Origin of the sequence: Rhodococcus sp. IEGM 1372 (assembly GCF_030056835.1) — a bacterium.
GTDB lineage: Bacteria > Actinomycetota > Actinomycetes > Mycobacteriales > Mycobacteriaceae > Rhodococcoides.
Map to the genome: position 1 here is coordinate 1 of NZ_JASHKS010000020.1, position 14,669 is coordinate 14,669.

Here is a 14,669-nt window from a genome sequence, read left to right on the forward strand (position 1 = left end):
GCCCGCAACAGTCGGAATCAACAACAACCGACTCCAGACAGCTTGACATTGAGCGGCGGATGGCAAACGCGCGCGCATTTGCGGGAACGGGGGCGACGCGAACCGGGCCGACGCAAACTGCGTGACCCCCGTCACGAACCGTCTGCCCGGTCGGTGAAAAAGAATCCAAGTTTGTTTCGGCGAAAGCGCATGCGCAAGCGCTTGTATGCGTTCTAGGCTCCTGCAATCGAGCGACGCGACCGCGTGGTTAGGGGACAAGGGAGTCCACATGTTCAATCACCGTCGGAAGTCCGCGCTGACGATCGGCACCGCGCTCATGGCCGGTTCGCTCGTGTTCGGTCTGACCGCCTGCAGCAGTTCGGATTCGGACAGCGTCAAGGTGGGGCTCATCACCAAGACGGACTCCAATCCGTACTTCGTGAAGCTGCGCGAGGCAGCGCAGGCGCAGGCGGATTCCAGCGGAGCCGAGCTGGTGGCTCTGGCCGGCGCTTTCGACGGTGACAACGAGGGACAGGTCGCGGCCATCGAGAACCTGGTCGGGCAGGGTGTGAAGGGGATTCTGATCACCCCGAACTCGTCCACCGGAGTCCTGGACGCGATCAAGAAGGCACGTGACGCCGGCGTCGTCGTCATCGCCCTCGACACCGCAACCGACCCCGAGGATGCGGTCGACGCCACGTTCGCCACCGACAACAAGGCCGCAGGCGTCAGCCAGGGCGAATGGGTCAAGGGCACTCTCGGAACCACTGCGCCCCAGGTCATCATGCTCGACGGCACCGCGGGCGGCACGGTCGACACGTTCCGTCACGACGGCTTCCTCGAGGGCATGGGCCTGACCGACAGCTCGCCGGAGATCGTCGGACAGGAGAACACCAACGGCGATCAGACCAAGGCGCAGACCGCCATGGAGAACCTGCTGCAGCGCGCACCGGGCGTCAATGCGCTGTACACGATCAACGAGCCCGCAGCAGCGGGTGCGTACCAGGCGATTCAGTCTGCCGGCCGCGCCGATCAGATCACCATCGGCTCGATCGACGGCAGCTGCACCGGCATCGAGAACGTCAAGGCCGGCATCATCGGCGCGACGGTGTTGCAGTTCCCGGCGAAGATGGCCGAGCAGGGCGTCGACGCTGTGGTGAAGTTCGCCGAGGACGGCACCAAGCCCAGCGGCTTCAACGACACCGGCTCGCAGTTGGTCACCGATCAGCCCGTCGACGGAATCGATTCGCAGGACACCGCGTGGGGCGAAGAGAATTGCTGGGGCTGATCGCGGATTCCCGGACCACCGCTCCCACACGAGGACTGATCCGTGAGTACTGACACCGCCGCCGAGCCCAAGGCTCCGAGCCGGTTCAACGTAGGGACCATCCTGCGTGAACCGCTGCTCGGGCCGATGGCCGCACTCCTCATCGCCGTCATCGTCTTCAGCTCGATCTCGAGCTCGTTTCTCAACCCGCAGAACGTTTCTCTGATCCTGCAGCAGTCGGTGGTCGTCGGCATTCTCGCTGTCGGCCAGACGCGGATCATCCTCACCTCCGGTATCGATCTGTCGATCGGTGCGGTGGCGGTGATGGGCACCATCGTGATGGCGCAGTCGGCAGGCGCGAACGGTCCGGTGGTCGCACTGGGTTCCACGCTTGCCGTCTGCCTGGCGTTCGGTGCGATCAACGGCGGATTGGTGACGATGCTGCGACTGCCACCGTTCATCGTCACGCTCGGCACGTTCACTGCGATTCAGGCAGCCACCAGGTTGCTGGCCGGCTCCGAGACCTACCAGGTGCCGAGCGGACCGCTGACGCTGCTGGGTACCTCGTTCAAGATCGGGAGTTTCTCCACGACGTACGGCGTGGTGGTGATGCTGCTGGTCTACGCCGTGATGTGGTATGCGTTGTCCCAAACATCCTGGGGCAGGCACATTTACGCGGTCGGTGGTAGCCCGCAGGCCTCGGATCGCTCGGGCATCAAGTCCGGTCGCGTGCTGTTCTCGGTGTACATCGTCACGGGAGTCATCGCGGCGATCGCGGCGTGGGCAGCGCTCGGACGGATCCCCAACGCCGACCCGAACGCCTATCAGAACGCCAACCTGGAAACGATCACCGCGGTCGTCATCGGTGGAACCAGCCTGTTCGGTGGCCGCGGCACCGTCATCGGGACTCTCATCGGAACCCTGATCGTCGGTGTGCTGCGCAACGGTCTCACCCAGGCCGGCGTCGACAGCCTGTACCAGAACGTCGCGACCGGCATTCTCGTCATCGTCGCGGTGGCCGTCGATCAATTCGCACGTAGGAGGTCACAGTGAATGCCCCCCTCGCTCTGGAAGCGCGCGGCCTGGTCAAGACCTACGGCAGTGTGACGGCCATCAACGGTGCCGACTTCGAGTTGCGGCCCGGTGAGGTGCTGGCGGTGATCGGCGACAACGGTGCCGGAAAGTCCAGTCTCATCAAGGCTTTGGCGGGCGCTGTCATTCCCGACTCGGGCGAGATTCTGATGAACGGCTCTCCGGTGTCGTTCAAGAACACGCGCGACGCACGAGCAGCGGGCATCGAAACGGTCTATCAGGACCTGGCTGTCATTCCGGCGCTCGACATCGCGTCGAACGTCTATCTGGGACGCGAGATCAAGCGGAAAGGCATCAGCGGAAGTCTGTTTCGTCGCCTCGACATGCCGCGGATGCGCGAGGAATCGTCGAAGCACCTGCAGGACCTGAAGATCGGCATCAAGTCGGTCAATCAGGCGGTCGAGACGCTCTCCGGCGGTCAGCGTCAGGGCGTGGCAGTGGCGCGGGCGGCAGCGTTCGGACGCGGAGTGATCATCATGGACGAGCCGACGGCCGCACTCGGCGTGCGGGAGTCGGGCATGGTGATCGATCTGATTCGCACTATTCGCGACCGAGGCATACCGGTGGTGCTCATCAGCCACGACATGCCGCACGTGTTCGAGGTCGCCGATCGCATTCACATCCACCGCCTCGGCAAGCGTGCAGGCGTCGTGAATCCGAAGAACCGCACCATGTCCGAGGTCGTCGCGCTCATGACCGGCGCGGAGGAGCCGACCGACGATGAACGCGCAGGCCGCTGAATCGACCGGTCCGATCGGTGTTTTCGTCGGGCTGGCGACACTCGACGTCGTTCATCGAGTGTCGGCAGCGCCGGCACCCAACCAGAAGATCACCTCGAGCGCACAGTTCGTCGCGGCGGGAGGACCTGCTGCCAACGCGGCGGTGACCTTCGCCGCGCTGGGCGGGACGGCGGTGCTCGTCACCGCGCTCGGAGACGACCCGGTGGCAGCCCTCATCAAGGCCGACCTGGCGGCATTCGGAGTGCGGGTGATCGACGCCGCCGAGGGCTCCACCAGGGCTGTGCCCGTCTCTGCTGTGACGGTGATCGAATCGACCGGTGATCGGTCGGTCGTCTCGGCCGACGCCGTGAACTCCGACGCCTCGCCGCCGGAGGATCTCGAAGCCGTCGTGGCCGGTGCCGACGTCGTACTCGTCGACGGGCACCACCCCCTGATCGCCTGCGCCGCCGCGGAACATGCGGCGGCGCGGGTTACCACGTTGGTCGTGGACGCCGGTCGCTGGAAACCGGTGATGAGCGAGCTGATTCCGCACGCCACGGACATGGTGTGCTCGGCGGACTTTCGCGCCCCCGGCACCTCGGACACCGCTTCCACCGCCGCGGCGCTCGTCGGATCCGGCGTGCACACCGTCGTCACGACCCACGGCGAAGATCCCGTCGAATGGTGGTCCGAGGGATCGTCGGGATCGGTCGATGTGGAGCCGGTCGCAGTGGTCGATACTCTGGGTGCCGGGGATGCGTTCCACGGAGCGTATGCCTACTACTCCACGCAGCCAGGCTCTCTTTCCGAGCGCATCGACAGGTCGGCTCACGTTGCCGCATTGCGCTGCTCGGTGATCGGCCCCAGAGCGTGGTTACACGAACTCTCCGCCGACACACTTCACTACCCACGGACTCGAAAGCGACAACGGTGAGCACTGACCAGGACGTACAGGAAGCCACCCTCGAACAACTCGTGGAGCTGGCGCGAAAGTCGGCTGTGTCCGGTCAGCGACGCATACTCGGCCTGACCGGTGCGCCGGGTGCCGGAAAGTCCACTGTGGCTCAGCAACTCGTCGATGCGCTCGGGCCGGAACTCGCGGTACTGGTTCCGATGGACGGATTCCACCTCGCCAACGAGGTGTTGATCGAGCTGGGCCGGCTCGATCGCAAGGGTGCCCACGACACGTTCGACGACGGCGGCTATGCGCGGCTGATCGCGGCGATTCACGACCAACAGCCCGGTGACCCCATCGTGTACGCGCCGAGATTTCGGCGCGAGATCGAGGAGTCGATCGGGTCCTCGATTCCGGTCCCGTCGACTGTCCCGCTCGTCGTCACCGAGGGCAACTACCTGCTGATGGAGTCCGACGCGTGGCCTGCGGCGCGTGCGATGATCGACGAAGTCTGGTTTCTGGCCCCGCATACGACGGTTCGGCACCAGCGGCTGGTGGCCAGGCACGAGGCCTACGGAAAGTCGCACGAGGACGCGAAGTTCTGGGCACTGGGCTCGGACGAGCGCAACGCGGAATTGATCGGGTCGACCGCACTCCGCGCCGATCGAATCCTGCGACTGACATGACTGTTCCACCGAGCCACGAGACCCGACAGAGTCAGGCCGACTGACATGCCCACGATGGACGACGTTGCTCGCCTTGCCGGGGTATCGGTATCGACTGTCTCCCATGTGCTCAACGGAACCCGCAACGTCAATCCCGCTACCCGGGAGCGCGTCGACGCAGCGATCGTCGAGATCGGCTATCGGCGCAACGTCGTCGCTCGATCGCTCGCGGCGGGTCGGACGCACACCGTGGGACTGTCCATCGCCGCATTGACCAACCCGTACTTCGGCAGCCTGGTCCATGCCGTCGAGGAGCGGTTGTCCGAGGCCGGTTACGTGTTGATCCTCGGTGACTCGCACGACGAGCCACGCTCCGAGCGCAGGGTGACGGACTCGTTGCTCGACCGTCAGGTCGACGGCATGATTCTCGCGCCCGCAGCCGGCTCGGAGTTCTCCACGATTCCCGAGATCGTCCGTAGCGGAACCCCTCTGGTGTTGATCGACCGGATGCTCGATGTCTCCTGTGACCAGGTGGGCCCGGAGAACGACGCGTCGGCGTACGAGCTCACAACCCACCTCCTCGACGCCGGACATCGACGCATCGCGATCGTCCGCGGCATCGAAGGGATCTCCTCCACGACAGAGCGATTCGACGGCTACTCTCGCGCACTTGCGGATCGAGGAATCGAACTCGATCCTCGACTCGTTCTCGACGGCCGGTCCAGTGTGGAGGTGGCCGAGTCCCGAGTGCGTGAGCTGATGTCGGGTCCGGATCGGCCGACTGCTCTGGTGTCGATGAACAACTCGATGACCATCGGATCGCTGAAAGCGGTTCGCGGCCTGGGCTTGTCGATCCCCGCCGACCTCGCCTTCGTGTGCTACGACGACTTCGAGTGGTCGGATCTGTTCGAGCCCCGGCTCACCGCGGCGGCTCAGGACGTGCAGACGATCGGCCGAACCGCAGCCGACCTGTTGCTGAATCGAATCGAGGGCAGCGAAGAGACACCTCGGTCCATTCGAGTGCCCACCACCTTCACCCATCGCAATTCCTGCGGCTGCACGTAGACCGCAGCCACACCCGAAAGATAGGACCCACCATGCCGATTGCCAGTCCGGAGCAGTATGCCGCCATGCTGGATCGCGCCAAGGAGGGTGGGTTCGCCTACCCGTCGATCAACGTCACCGGTTCGCAGACTCTCAACGCAGCTCTGCAGGGATTTGCCGAAGCCGAGAGTGACGGCATCATTCAGGTATCGGTCGGCACCGCGCTCTATCTGTCCGGCAACGCCGTGCAGAACCGCTTCGCCGGGTCCAAGGCGCTCGCGCAGTACGCCCACGAAGTGGCGCAGCACTATTCGATCTCGGTGGCGCTGCACACCGATCACTGCCCCGCCGAGAATCTGGACGACTGGGTCCGCCCCCTGCTGGCCGACGCGATCGAACGACGCGGCCGCGGACTATCGCCGCTGTACCAATCGCACATGTGGGACGGATCGGCCGTGCCGTTGGACGAGAATTTGCGGATCGCGCGCGAGTTGCTCGACCTGTCGGTGGAGGCCGACACCATTCTGGAGATCGAAGTGGGAGTGATCGGCGGGGAGGAGGACGGGGTGTCACACGAGATCAACGAACAGCTGTATTCGACGGTCGACGATGCGCGCGCCACGATCGCTGCGCTCGGTGCGGGGGAGCGCGGTCGTTATATGACGGCTCTGACCTTCGGCAACGTCCACGGCGTCTACAACCCCGACTCGGTACATCTGCGACCCGAGATCCTCGACGAGATCCAGTCCGTCGTCGGAGCCGAGACGGGCAAGGACAAGCCCTTCGATCTGGTGTTCCACGGCGGATCGGGTTCCAGCGCAGAGGACATCGCCTCCGCCGTCGCCAGCGGGGTGATCAAGATGAACATCGACACCGATACCCAGTACGCGTTCACCAGATCCATCGCCGGTCACATGATGAGCAAGTACGACCAGGTTCTCAAGGTCGACGGCGAGTACGGAAACAAGAAGGCCTACGACCCCCGATCCTGGGGCAAGCCGGCCGAGACGGCGATGGCGGCTCGCGTGGTCGAGGCGACACAGATGCTGGGCTCGGCAGGGCGCACGATGCGCTGAGAGTCTTTTTCGTCGAGTGTGTCGAAATCTGCGGACCGGTTCCGTCCCAGGGTCGAATGCGGCAAGAATGGCCGCATCGAACGTCAGGAGACACCATGGCCAAGTACCTCATGCTCAAGCACTACCGCGGCGCGCCGGAGCCGATCAACAGCGTCCCGATGGACCGGTGGACGCCTGCGGAGGTGCACGCCCACATCCAGTTCATGCAGGATTTCGCCGCCGAACTCGAAGCCACCGGCGAGTTCGTCGACGCCCAGGCCCTGGCTCCCGAGGGGACCTGGGTCAGCTCCGGCGGTGAGGGCAAGCCGCCGGTCACCGACGGTCCGTTCGTCGAGACCAAGGATCTCATCGCAGGCTGGATGATCATCGACGTGGAGAGCTACGAGCGAGCGCTCGAACTCGCCGGGCAGTTGTCGGCCGCGCCGGGAGCAGGCGGCGAACCGATTCACGAATGGCTCGAACTGCGTCCGTTCATGGAGGCTCCCCCCACCATCGCCGACTGACGATCGCCATGGACCCCCAGGTGCTGCGGGCACTGACACCCGCGGTGATCGGTGTCCTCGTCCACCGCGGAGCCGACTTCGCGTCGGCCGAGGACGCCGCGGCGGAGGCGATGCTCGAGGCGACCTCCACGTGTGTCGCCGACGCGCCTGCCGATCCGAAGGGTTGGCTGGTGACCGTCGCGTGGCGCAAGTTTCTCGACGCAGAACGATCCGAGAAGGCGCGACGAGCACGAGAGGATCGAGTCGCGGCACAACCGGATCCTGGCACCGTGAGCGGCGTCGACGACACGCTGCAGTTGTTCTTTCTGTGCGCGCATCCCTCGCTTGGTCCGGCGGCAGCGGTGGCACTGACGCTGCGTGCCGTCGGGGGATTGACGACGCGGCAGATCGCGCAGGCGTACCTGGTGCCGGAGAAGACCATGGCGCAACGCATCAGCCGCGCCAAACGCACGGTGCGCGACGTGCGTTTCGACGCGCCCGGTGATGTGGGGACGGTGCGACGAGTGCTGTACCTCGTCTTCAACGAGGGGTACACCGGGGACGTCGATCTGGCGGCCGAGGCGATTCGGTTGACCCGGCAGTTGGCCGGGTTGTCCGAAGACGAGGAAACGGCCGGGCTGTTGGCGCTGATGCTGTTGCACCACGCCCGGCGTTCGGCCAGAACCGGGCCCGACGGTCACGTCATCGATCTCGCTGAACAGGATCGATCTCGTTGGGACACAACGCTGATCGCGGAGGGAGTGCACATCCTGCAGGCGGCGCTCGCCCGCGATCGGTTGGGTGAGTTCCAGGCGCAGGCGGCCATCGCCGCCCTGCACGCCGACGCCCGGTGTGTGGAGGAGACCGATTGGCCGCAGATCGTCGAGTGGTACGGCGAGTTGCTCGCTCTCACGGACAGTTCCGTCGTACGACTCAATCGAGCGGTTGCGATCGGGGAGGCCGACGGTCCGGCGGCGGGGCTCGAGGCGTTGGGCGAGGTCGATCCGGCCGTTCCGCGGCACACAGCGGCGGCCGCGTACCTGTGCGAGAAGGCCGGTGATCTGTTGCGTGCTGCCGAGTTGTACGTGGAGGCGGCGGAGAAGGCGTCGTCGATTCCCGAGCGGCACCATCTGACTCTGCAGGCCGCGCGGATCAGAGCCGGTTGAGCCCCGCAGGCGGCAAGCGAACGGACCGATCGGTTTCGTAATCCGATCGTTAGCGGTAGAAAGCGGAATCCGTGCGACCCTCGTATGGTGCTGAAGTTGCCAATGGGACAGAAGAGAAGGAAACGAACTCGATCCGCTGCGTTCGTGACGGCCGCGGCTGCAGCGTCGATGCTGATGATCGGAACACCGGCGCAGGCGCTGCCGGGCAACTCCGGATCGGCCGACGCGGCTGCGGGAGCCGTCGGCATCCATCAGGTGTCGGCGACCCGAGCGGTGCTGAACGTCTTCTCCCCGTCCATGAATCGGGTCATTTCCAACGAGGTGTTGCATTCGCCGGAAGGTGGCCCTGCGCCCACTCTCGTGCTGCTCAACGGCGCACTCGGCAACGAGGACGGAGTCGGGTGGCTCAACAACTCGGGCGTCGAGCAGTTCTTTCTCGACAAGAACGTCACGGTCGTCGCACCGATCGGCGGTCGCTTCAGTTTCTACACCGATTGGCAAACAACCGATCCCGTGCTCGGCAGCAACAAATGGCAGACCTACCTGAGCCGCGAATTGCCTGCCGCCGTCGACGCGGCCTACGGCTCGACCGGCAGACGCGGCGTGGCAGGGCTGTCGATGAGTGGTGGTCCCGCACTGGATCTGGCGATCCAGGCCCCGGATGTGTTCGACGCGGCCGCGTCGTTCAGTGGATGCCCGGCACCCTCCAACCCGCTTGCCACTGCCGGTATTTCGGCGATGATCGCCGGCGGACTCAACAACCCCTTCAACATGTGGGGGCTGCCGGGAGGTCAGGGATGGCGCGACCACGACCCGTCACTCAATGTCGAGCGGCTGCGCGGAACCGCGGTCTACGTCAGCTCCTCCCGCGGACTGCCCGGACCGGTGGATCGCATTCCCGAGGGCGCGATCCCGCCGTTCGGCGGAATGGCGGTGGAGGCCATGGTCAACCACTGCACGTCGATCTTCGTCGACGCCCTGCGCCGAGCAGACGTGCCGGCAACGGTGTCCATGCGCGAGGAGGGCGCGCACACCTGGCCGCTGTTCGAGGATCAGCTGCGTGAGGCCTGGTTCACCACGCTGGCACCGGCTCTGGGAACCAGCTGATTGCATCGAGAGTCCGGCGGGTAAGCGTGGTTCACACCGGCGAAAGGACAACGCGAACATGTCGAAGGACGAACTGCACAAGGGCGACAAGGTCGAATGGCAGACCCACGGAAACACGACCGAGGGAACGGTGGTGGAGAAGATCACCTCCGAGACCGAAGCCGCAGGCCGCACCGTGAAGGCATCGAAAGACGAGCCGCAGTACCGGGTCGAGAGCGACAAATCCGGTAAGGACGCGGTGCACAAGCCGGAAGCGCTGGACAAGAAGGACTGACGCCACAAGATCACCTGTGCGCCCCGAGTTGTCGACTCGGGGCGCACAAGTGGATCTCAGGCCTCGGGCACCGATCGTTCTGCGCCCCAACTCCGTTCGATGTAGCCGCGGATGCGCTCGATGTCCTCGGCGGGGATTCTCTCCGGCTCGCCGTGCTCGAGGGGATCGGTGTGGAAGATGTAGAGCCGTGAGGCGAACTGGTCGAACGGCAGCGAACCCTCGCCTGCGCGTTCGCCGTTGCCCGCCGTGCCCACCACGACGCCGTCGCCCCAGTCCTGACCGCTGTCGTTGTTCGGGTTGAAGAAGTACACCCGCATGACGCCGTCGGGATCGGTGTTCACGCGCAGGATCGTGATGGCGTGCCACCCCACATACCTTGCGGCGCTGTCGGTTACGGCCACACCTGCCGGCTGCGGATGGATCAAGGGTTGGTGCCCGTTGTACTCCGGGTGGTACGCGGCGTAGAACTGCCGCAGAAAGGCGTCCAGGCCGACGAGATTGCCGGTCGCAACGTCGACGTCGATGTGGAATTCGCGTGCCGACCACCACCCGTGGAACTCGGGATTGACCCAGCGGTGCGGATCGCCTGGACGATCGGCGCAACGCCGGACCATCTCGGCATAGATGCGATCGAGGTGCGGAACCAGCAACAGCGACGCGGGATCGAGGTCCACCGGATCGGTCGTGGCGACGCCGCTGACACTCTCGGTCGACGAGATCGACTGCCCCTCGAAGTGCATGACGATCTCCTCGTCACGCGCCGCCCACACCACCATCTGCAGCAGGTAGTCGGGATCGTTGTAGGCCCACATCGACAAGGCCCGCGCCGACTGACACGTCGGGTTGTCGCCCTGGCCCACACCGAGGGGCTGCCCGAGCATCGAGAGCAAGCCCCCGAGCAAGCGTGACTCCGGCGCGGGGACCGGCCCGAACGTGGTGATCAGTCGTTCCCGCACTGCGGGAGCAAGTTTCAGCGAGATCTGCCGCCACAGGGACGGCACGATCGGCGGCTGATGCAGAATCCCGCGATCGAGAAGCAGTGCCAATCCGTAGAGGCACTGCGCGGTCTCGGGATACACCGTCTCCTCGATGAGGCGATGCACCAGTTCCGGATACCGCGTCAGGCAGGTCCGGCCGGTATCGGACAGACCGAGGGCCTCGGGCAGCACGTACGAGTAGTGGTCGACGAGATACTGCGTCAGCGTCGCGTGATACGGGGAGACGAGCCCGGTGTCGTGCATGGCTCGCGCGAATCCGCGGGCCTCGAACTGCAACGCCTCGACGTCCATCGCCTCGAGTCGCGACCGGTACACCTCGACGCCCGGATCCTCGCGGCAGGCATCGGTTGTGCCGAACAGTGCCGTGATCAACCGATCCAGGCCTTGACCTGATGTGCCGAGATCGACGGTGGGATCGTCACGATAGATCGCGATGCGGGTGACCATGTCCTTGATGGTGTCCACCTGAATCGGACGCTGCCGCAGAATCCGCCAGATTTCCTCGACCAACTCGTCGAGCACACTGTCGTAGCCGATCTGCCCGGCCACGTACCCGAACAGATCACGGATCAGATGAGCGGTGCGGCCCAGGCGAACTCGCTCCGACTCGGACGGTGGTGTGAACAGGACGTCGAGATTCACCGCGAGAACCTGAGAAAGGAACCGGCGGGCATCCTCGGCGGTCACCGCAGCATGCTCGTACTCTCCCGCAACGATCGCGACCATCCGCAGTTCGCTGGTCGCCTCGAGTACGAAGGTGTCGTCGTTGCCGCTGCGCAAGCTGGGCCCTACGAACCCTGGAACGAGAATGTCCGGCTGTGCCCAATCGGTGCCCGCGAACAGCCCCGCATTCTCGAGCACCTCGGCGCGTTCGCGAATTGCACCGCAACCGCCGGGCTGCAACAGGACTCGATGCACACCATCCAGAACTCGTCGCACCTTGGTGTTCTTGCTGAACTCAGGTGCATCGGCCAAGGCATGCACGGCATGGTCCAGTTGCGCCAACCGTGATGCCAATGCTTTGTCCACGGTGGTGGTCGCGTCCGTCGGTGCCGGCTCGTCCATGGTCTGTGACGATGGGTTGCGGTCGTCTCCGAGTTGCTGCTTCACACGTAGAAGTCCAGTTCTTCCTGATGCTTCAACAAGTCACGCATGACGTAGGTGTCATCACCGAAGAAGTACAGCAGGCCCCAGTGGGTGCCGAATGCCGTTCTCTTGGTGACGGTTTCCTCCACCGGTGCCGACAGATCGTTGGTCTCGTAGTAGTCGTGCCCGGAGGTCTCCTCGGGAATCTGCAGTTGGCTGACGACGCGGCGTCGCGGGTACACCCCGAAACATCCGGCGACACCGGTGGCGTCGACGACCTCCTTCGGGAAGAAGGCGTCGATCTCCTCCTCGGTGGTTTTCGGATCGAACGCCAACGCCAGGCCCTGGTAGGCGTTGAAGCCGTAGGCCCGCTCGAGCAGCTCGAACACCTTGAAACCCGGTGGGCGGTAAGCAACTTCGCCGAAGTACATCTCGCCGTCACTGGTGACGAAGTACTCGGGATGAATGAAGCCGAACTCGATATCGAAGGTCTTGATCAACTTCTCGATCTGCACCGTGATCTGCTCGCGATACTTCTCCAGTTCCGGTGTGGCCGGAACGAACACCGAATAGCCGAGCGTGACGTATTCGGAGATGTTGAGGAACTTGATCTTGCCGTTGTGGATCCATGCTTCGACGGCGAACTCCCAACCGTCGAGATGTGATTCCATCAGTGCCGGAAATTCCTCGTCGGGAATGGAGTCGACCTCGTCGGGGGTGCGAATGACGCGGTGTCCCAGGCAGCCTGCCTTGTCGAATGCTTTGACATGGATGGGATCGTTCGGATCGCCGTCGAGCTTGAGCAAGGTCTGGTTGACGCGCTTGAGGAATCGGATGACGTCCTCGCGGTCGTGGGCCTCTTCGAAGATGCCGACGCGGATTCCACCGAGTTGGGCGCGACGCTTCATCAAGGACTTGTCGCGCAGCAGCATCGCCTGACCGAACAGTCGCGGGTTGCCCAGCAGTACCGAGTTGATGGCACCGGCCCACTCGACCGTCTCCTCGTAGAGCGGGATCGCGACGTCGACGCCCTTGTCCTGCAGGGTCTCGGCGATTTCCAGTGAGCGATCGTTGAGTCGCTCGAAGTTCCACGGGAGGTACGGAATGTCGTGCTCGGTGCAGTACGCCTCGGCCCACTCGGGGGCGACGACGACGTAGCGCCGATCGAACTTGTCCAGTGCTTCCACCGCGGCCAAACTCCACCCCAGCAGGGCCACGAAACCCTTGTTCGGGTCTTTCTCCAGCCTGTCTGGCTGAGCCATGAAGTTCCTTCCCCTAGATGATTCATCGGTCGAGGTCCTTCGCTCCACCGTACAGAGGCAGTATCGGTCACCGGGCACCCCTGTATGCGACTGTGGATCGGAAACGCGCCGGATCCAGGTGTTCGGTAGCGTTCACGATCGACGAGGTGCGGTGCGCGCCTTCCTGGAACGAGGAGTGCGACATGACGGTCGACAAAACGGGTGCGCAGGTCGAAATCACCCAGCAAGCAGATCGTTTCACGGTTTCGGCCGACGGCTCGCAGGTCGGGTTCACCGAGTTCGCCGACGACGAACACGGCAGACGTATCTTCTTCCACACCGAGGTCGACGCAGCGTACGGCGGACGTGGTCTGGCGACGATTCTCGTGCAGCAGGCGCTCGACGCCACGCGCAACGATGCCAAGCGGATCGTGCCGATCTGCGAGTTGGTAGCGGCCTTCGTCGGCAAGCACTCGGAATTCGACGACATCGTGGAGCAGCCGACCGACGAGATCCGGCAATGGCTGGCCGACCGGCAGGCCTGACCGCGGGAATACCGTCGGGCTTCGGCGGGTTGAGGCGATCAGAGTAGTTGCAGAGTCAACTACATTGCCGAAAGGGACGCCATGCCTGCAGTGACGGTCGACAACATCCTCGCGTTGCCCCGCATCCCCATGCCCGACGCCACCGCCGTCCCCCGGCCGGTCCGGTCCGTCACGACGGCACCGACGGGTTACGAGGGCGAGGGCTTTCCGGTCCGTCGCGCATTCGCGGGACTGGACATGGCGTCACTAGACCCGTTCATCCACATGGATCAGATGGGCGAGGTCAACTACGCGCCCGGCGAGCCGAAGGGGACGCCGTGGCATCCGCATCGCGGGTTCGAGACGGTCACCTACATGATCGACGGCATCATGGAGCACAAGGACTCTCACGGCGGCGGCGGAGTCATCGGCGGTGGCGACACGCAATGGATGACGGCGGGCGGGGGCATCCTGCACATCGAGGCTCCGCCGGAGCATCTGGTGCTCTCGGGTGGGCTGTTCCACGGTGTTCAGCTGTGGGTCAATCTGCCGCGCGAGAACAAGATCCCGCACCCGCGCTACCAGGACATCACCGGCAGCAGAGTCGCACTGGCGTCGAGTCCCGACGGTGGTGCGTTGGTCCGAGTGATTGCCGGCGAGATCGCAGGCATGCAGGGCCCGGGGTCGACGTACACTCCGATTGCGCTCTCGCACAGCACCATCGCACCGGGTGCGGCGCTGACGCTGCCGTGGAACAGGGAGTTCAACGCACTGATCTACGTTCTCGCGGGCGAGGGCACCGTGGGCGCGGAGAAGCGTCCGATCAGGATGGGGCAGACGGCGCTGTTCGGCCGCGGCGACACCATCGAGATGTCCGCGTCTACGGCGGGGGAGTCGCTGGAGGTGTTCGTTCTCGGCGGCAAGCCGATCAGGGAACCCGTCGCGATGGCAGGCCCGTTCGTCATGAACACCAAGTCCGAAGTGCTGCAGGCGTTCGAGGACTACCAGGCCGGTCGGCTCGGCGTTCCCGTCGAATGATCGTCTCGGCCGTGCA

At 64.6% G+C, this 14,669-nt stretch carries 15 protein-coding genes; 13 read left to right on the plus strand and 2 right to left on the minus strand.

Going from position 1 to position 14,669, the window contains the following annotated elements; all coding sequences use genetic code 11:
- The first annotated feature begins 268 nt into the window (after positions 1–268).
- The 11 genes from QM590_RS16260 to QM590_RS16310 all read left to right on the plus strand — a co-directional run bounded on the left by QM590_RS16260 (position 269) and on the right by QM590_RS16310 (position 9,766).
- Positions 269–1,267, plus strand: coding sequence for a substrate-binding domain-containing protein (locus tag QM590_RS16260; RefSeq protein WP_149404927.1), 999 nt, complete (start codon positions 269–271; stop codon positions 1,265–1,267).
- Positions 1,268–1,309: 42 nt separating this feature from the next.
- Positions 1,310–2,299, plus strand: a complete 990-nt coding sequence (locus QM590_RS16265) for an ABC transporter permease (protein WP_269595713.1) — start codon at positions 1,310–1,312, stop codon at positions 2,297–2,299.
- Positions 2,296–3,078 carry an ATP-binding cassette domain-containing protein gene (locus tag QM590_RS16270; RefSeq protein ID WP_269595712.1) on the plus strand — a complete coding sequence of 261 codons (783 nt, stop codon included), beginning with the start codon at positions 2,296–2,298 and terminating at the stop codon, positions 3,076–3,078. Before QM590_RS16265 ends, QM590_RS16270 begins: the two co-directional genes overlap by 4 nt.
- Positions 3,059–3,991, plus strand: a complete 933-nt coding sequence (locus QM590_RS16275; protein ID WP_149404929.1) for a PfkB family carbohydrate kinase — start codon at positions 3,059–3,061, stop codon at positions 3,989–3,991. The genes QM590_RS16270 and QM590_RS16275 overlap by 20 nt, the downstream gene beginning before the upstream one ends.
- On the plus strand, positions 3,988–4,638 hold the full coding sequence (locus QM590_RS16280) for a nucleoside/nucleotide kinase family protein (RefSeq protein ID WP_149404930.1): 651 nt from the start codon (positions 3,988–3,990) through the stop codon (positions 4,636–4,638). The genes QM590_RS16275 and QM590_RS16280 overlap by 4 nt, the downstream gene beginning before the upstream one ends.
- 54 nt (positions 4,639–4,692) lie before the next feature.
- Entirely contained in the window at positions 4,693–5,682 is a 990-nt protein-coding gene (locus QM590_RS16285) for a LacI family DNA-binding transcriptional regulator (RefSeq protein ID WP_269595711.1), read from the plus strand.
- A 32-nt stretch (positions 5,683–5,714) separates the two neighbouring features.
- Entirely contained in the window at positions 5,715–6,737 is a 1,023-nt protein-coding gene (gene fbaA / locus QM590_RS16290; protein ID WP_149404932.1) for a class II fructose-bisphosphate aldolase, read from the plus strand.
- Positions 6,738–6,832: 95 nt separating this feature from the next.
- The gene (locus QM590_RS16295) at positions 6,833–7,240 is read left to right on the plus strand and encodes a YciI family protein (protein ID WP_149404933.1); all 408 of its coding nucleotides are present in this window, start codon (positions 6,833–6,835) and stop codon (positions 7,238–7,240) included.
- Between the two features lie 8 nt (positions 7,241–7,248).
- A complete protein-coding gene (locus QM590_RS16300) occupies positions 7,249–8,385 on the plus strand; it encodes an RNA polymerase sigma factor (protein ID WP_149404934.1) in 1,137 nt (378 codons plus the stop codon).
- Between the two features lie 144 nt (positions 8,386–8,529).
- The gene (locus QM590_RS16305; protein WP_262498234.1) at positions 8,530–9,492 is read left to right on the plus strand and encodes an alpha/beta hydrolase; all 963 of its coding nucleotides are present in this window, start codon (positions 8,530–8,532) and stop codon (positions 9,490–9,492) included.
- Positions 9,493–9,550: 58 nt separating this feature from the next.
- Positions 9,551–9,766 (plus strand): hypervirulence associated TUDOR domain-containing protein, encoded by a 216-nt coding sequence (locus QM590_RS16310; RefSeq protein WP_068055681.1) that lies wholly within the window; start codon positions 9,551–9,553, stop codon positions 9,764–9,766.
- Positions 9,767–9,822: 56 nt separating this feature from the next.
- Here the strand turns inward: QM590_RS16310 and QM590_RS16315 are convergent, their stop codons facing one another.
- Together QM590_RS16315 and QM590_RS16320 are read right to left on the minus strand one after the other, a co-directional pair.
- On the minus strand, positions 9,823–11,829 hold the full coding sequence (locus QM590_RS16315; RefSeq protein ID WP_149405573.1) for a hypothetical protein: 2,007 nt from the start codon (positions 11,827–11,829) through the stop codon (positions 9,823–9,825).
- Between the two features lie 41 nt (positions 11,830–11,870).
- Positions 11,871–13,112 carry an ATP-grasp domain-containing protein gene (locus tag QM590_RS16320; protein WP_149404935.1) on the minus strand — a complete coding sequence of 414 codons (1,242 nt, stop codon included), beginning with the start codon at positions 13,110–13,112 and terminating at the stop codon, positions 11,871–11,873.
- A 182-nt stretch (positions 13,113–13,294) separates the two neighbouring features.
- Here QM590_RS16320 and QM590_RS16325 point away from each other — a divergent pair, with 182 nt between their 5' ends.
- Both QM590_RS16325 and QM590_RS16330 read left to right on the plus strand, forming a co-directional pair.
- Positions 13,295–13,636 (plus strand): GNAT family N-acetyltransferase, encoded by a 342-nt coding sequence (locus QM590_RS16325; protein ID WP_149404936.1) that lies wholly within the window; start codon positions 13,295–13,297, stop codon positions 13,634–13,636.
- A gap of 81 nt (positions 13,637–13,717) precedes the next feature.
- Positions 13,718–14,653 (plus strand): pirin family protein, encoded by a 936-nt coding sequence (locus tag QM590_RS16330; RefSeq protein ID WP_149404937.1) that lies wholly within the window; start codon positions 13,718–13,720, stop codon positions 14,651–14,653.
- The last annotated feature ends 16 nt before the right edge of the window (positions 14,654–14,669 follow it).